Genomic DNA, 3,566 nt, shown 5'->3' on the forward strand with positions numbered 1-3,566 from the left:
GATCGCCGAGCACGGCGGCATGGCGCAGGCCATCAACGAGGGCATCCCGAAAATGCGTATCGAGGAGGCCGCGGCGCGCACCCAGGCCCGCATCGACTCAGGTCAGCAGACCGTCATCGGGGTGAACCGTTACCAGGTCGACGAGGACCATGAGATCGAGGTCCTCAAGGTCGAGAACAGCCGGGTGCGTGCCGAGCAGATCGCCAAGCTCGAGCAGCTGCGCGGCGAGCGGGACAACGCCGCCACCGAGGCCGCACTGGCCGAACTGACCCGGGCAGCGGCAGCGACCGGCACCGCCGGCGAGGACGGGCTGGGCAACAATCTGCTGGCGCTGGCGATCGACGCGGCGCGGGCCAAGGCCACCGTCGGCGAGATCTCCGACGCCCTGGAAAAGGTGTACGGCCGGCACCAGGCCGAGATCCGGACCATCGCGGGTGTGTACCGAGACGAGGTGGGGATGGCCAGCAACGTCAGCAGCGCCACCGAACTGGTGGAGAAGTTCGCCGAGGCCGACGGCCGCAGGCCCCGGATCCTGGTGGCCAAGATGGGGCAGGACGGACACGACCGGGGACAGAAGGTGATCGCCACCGCGTTCGCCGACATCGGCTTCGATGTCGACGTCGGCTCGCTGTTCTCCACCCCGGATGAGGTGGCCCGCCAGGCCGCCGACAACGACGTGCACGTCGTCGGGGTCTCGTCGCTGGCCGCCGGCCACCTGACCCTGGTGCCCGCGCTGCGCGATGCGCTGGCCGCGGTCGGCAGGCCCGACATCATGATCGTCGTCGGCGGCGTCATCCCACCCGGTGACTTCGACGAGCTCTACGCGGCGGGAGCGACCGCGATCTTCCCGCCCGGCACGGTGATCGCCGACGCCGCGATCGGCCTGCTCGACAAGCTCGCCCAGCGCCTGGGCTACACGCTGAACTAGATGAGTCAATCCGTCGGCGAACTCGCGGCCGCCATCCGTGCCGGTGACCGTTCGGCACTGGCACGGGCGATCACCCTGGTGGAGTCGACCCGTGCCGACCATCGGCAGAAGGCGCAGGAGCTGCTGCTGGAGCTCATGCCGGAAGCCGGTAGCGCGCTGCACGTCGGCATCACCGGGGTTCCGGGAGTGGGCAAGTCGACGTCCATCGAGGCGCTCGGCATGTACCTGATCGAGCGCGGCCACCGGGTCGCGGTGCTGGCGGTGGACCCGTCGTCGACCCGCACCGGCGGCTCGATCCTGGGAGACAAGACCCGGATGGCCGAGCTCGCCGTCCACCCGGACGCGTACATCCGGCCGTCGCCGACCTCGGGCACCCTCGGCGGGGTGGCCCGGGCCACCCGCGAGACGATCGTTTTGCTGGAAGCCGCCGGCTACGACGTCATCATGGTCGAGACGGTCGGCGTCGGGCAGTCCGAGGTGACGGTTGCCAACATGGTGGACACTTTCGTGTTCCTCACGCTGGCGCGCACCGGGGACCAGCTGCAGGGCATCAAGAAGGGCGTGCTCGAGCTCGCCGACATCGTGGTGGTCAACAAGGCCGACGGCGAGCACGCGGTGGAGGCCAAGGCGGCCGCCCGTGAGCTCGCCGGCGCCATCCGGCTGATCTACCCGCGGGAGACGCTATGGCGCCCACCGGTGCTGACGCTGAGCGCGTTGGAGGGGACCGGGCTCGATGAGCTTTGGGACACCGTGCTCAAGCATCGCGATGTGCTCACCGAGGCGGGGGAGTTCGACGCGCGGCGGCGCACCCAGCAGGTGGAATGGACCTGGTCGATGGTCCGTGACACGGTGCTCGACCGGGTGTTGTCCAGCCCCGGGGTGCGGTCGATCCGCGACGAGGTGGAGCGGCAGGTGCGTGGCGGTGAGCTCACCCCGGCGCTTGCTGCGCAGCAGATCCTGGACGCGGTGGACTGGCCGGAAAAACCCGTTGGTTAACAAATGGGTAACACCTGTCTTCTTTGCCGCACGGCGAGGTAAATTCAATCCATTGTGACGGGCGTCAACTTTGCAGAGCGCAGCGCAGCGCTCTCACACGGCAGCGACGGCGCAGCACTGCCCCGCGGGGTGCAGGGCGCCGCCGACGAGAACTTCCTGTGCGCGGTGCGTGCCTTCGGCCAGATGTTCCCGTGGCGCCGGCTCGGCGGCGGTGCGCTGTCGGTCTACCTCGACGGCGAGCCGGTCGTCGACGTGTGGACCGGGTTCAGTGACCGCAAGGGCACCCAGCACTGGAGTGCCGACACCGGCCCGATGGTGTTCTCGGCGACCAAGGGTGTCGCCGCCACCGTGATCCACCGCCTCGCCGACCGCGGGCTGATCGACTACGACGCGCCGGTGGCCGAGTACTGGCGGGCGTTCGCCGCCAACGGCAAATCCAGGATCACGGTGCGCGACGCGTTGCGGCACCGCGCCGGTCTGTCCCAGCTGAACGGAGTGCGGAAGGCGGACCTGCTCGACCATCTGCGGATGGAGGACCGGTTGGCCGCCGCGCCGGTAAGCTGGCTGCACGGAAAACCCGCCTATCACGCCTTCACGTTCGGCTGGCTGCTGTCCGGGCTGGCCCGCTCGGTGACCGGCAAGGGTATGCGGGAGCTGATCCGCACCGAGGTGGCCGCCCCGCTCAACACCGACGGCCTGCACCTGGGACGTCCGCCGCTGCGGGCCCCCACCCGCCCGGCGCAGATCATCGGGCCGCAGAGCGCGTTGCCGAACCCGATCTTCAACATGGTCGCGCCGCACCTGGCCGCCCTGCCGTTCTCCGCGGCGTTCGGCGCGATGTACTTCCCCGGGGTCAAGGCGATGGTCCAGGGCGACACCCCGCTGCTCGACAGTGAGATCCCCGCGGCCAACGGGGTGGCCACCGCTCGTGCGCTGGCCCGGATGTACGGCGCGCTGGCCAACGGCGGGCGCATCGACGGAACACAGTTCCTGTCCGCGGAGACCACCGCCGCCCTGGTCGGGCAGCCCAGCCTGCGGCCCGACCACAGCATGGTCATGCCGCTGTCGTTCCACCTCGGCTATCACGGGCTGCCCATCCCCGGAGTGCTGCCCGGATTCGGCCATGTCGGCCTCGGCGGTTCGCTGGGCTGGGCCGATCCCGAAACGGGCCTCGGGTTCGGCTACGTGCACAACCGGTTGCTCACCCCGCTGGTGGCCACCGATCAGGCGGGTTTCGTCGCCACCGCGGCGTTGATTCGGCGCGGCGCGGGCCTGGCCCGCAGAAACGGGTACCGCCCGGTGCGCGAGTACGGTGCCGCGTTCACCGATCTCACCCGCACGGCGGTCTGACCGCACTTTCCTCGGGTGGGTGTGTGCGCCCTCAGGTGTTGGCGCGGGTGAACCACTTCGTCTTGTTCCGCCAGGAGTGCGCCGAGGTCAGCGCGAATCCGGCGCCGCAGGCGCAGGCGAAGAACCAGACCGCGATGCTGCCGTGCACGGTCTGCAGCGTCGGCACCAACGCGGTGGTGATGCGCACGATGCAGGCGGCGATACCCATCGCCGAGGCGAACAGGTAGACGCTGGCGACCGTGCGGGAGCGGGGATCGGTGCGCAGGATGAGCAGTGCACGCGCCCCGTAGCA

At 69.9% G+C, this 3,566-nt stretch carries 4 protein-coding genes; 3 read left to right on the forward strand and 1 reads right to left on the reverse strand.

Annotation, left to right across the window (positions count from 1 at the left end; all coding sequences use genetic code 11):
• The 3 genes from ACN27A_RS34615 to ACN27A_RS34625 all read left to right on the forward strand — a co-directional run.
• A partial coding sequence (locus ACN27A_RS34615; protein WP_421459271.1) for a methylmalonyl-CoA mutase family protein occupies positions 1-928 on the forward strand: 928 nt, incomplete at its 5' end.
• Positions 929-1,924, forward strand: coding sequence for a methylmalonyl Co-A mutase-associated GTPase MeaB (meaB, locus tag ACN27A_RS34620; protein ID WP_421459273.1), 996 nt, complete (start codon positions 929-931; stop codon positions 1,922-1,924).
• A 54-nt stretch (positions 1,925-1,978) separates the two neighbouring features.
• Positions 1,979-3,274, forward strand: coding sequence for a serine hydrolase domain-containing protein (locus ACN27A_RS34625; RefSeq protein ID WP_421459275.1), 1,296 nt, complete (start codon positions 1,979-1,981; stop codon positions 3,272-3,274).
• A 31-nt stretch (positions 3,275-3,305) separates the two neighbouring features.
• On the opposite strand, the gene ACN27A_RS34630 is transcribed toward ACN27A_RS34625, so the two are convergent.
• Positions 3,306-3,566 (reverse strand): hypothetical protein (locus ACN27A_RS34630; protein WP_421459278.1); only part of this gene is annotated, 261 nt, incomplete at its 5' end.

The sequence above is a fragment of the Micromonospora sp. WMMD737 genome, assembly GCF_049179055.1.
Lineage (GTDB): Bacteria > Actinomycetota > Actinomycetes > Mycobacteriales > Micromonosporaceae > Micromonospora > Micromonospora reichwaldensis.

What these genes read in the sequence shown, in the direction of transcription:
- meaB (WP_421459273.1), top strand. Translation starts at nt 929, where the DNA reads ATGAGTCAATCCGTCGGCGAACTCGCGGCCGCCATCCGTGCCGGTGAC.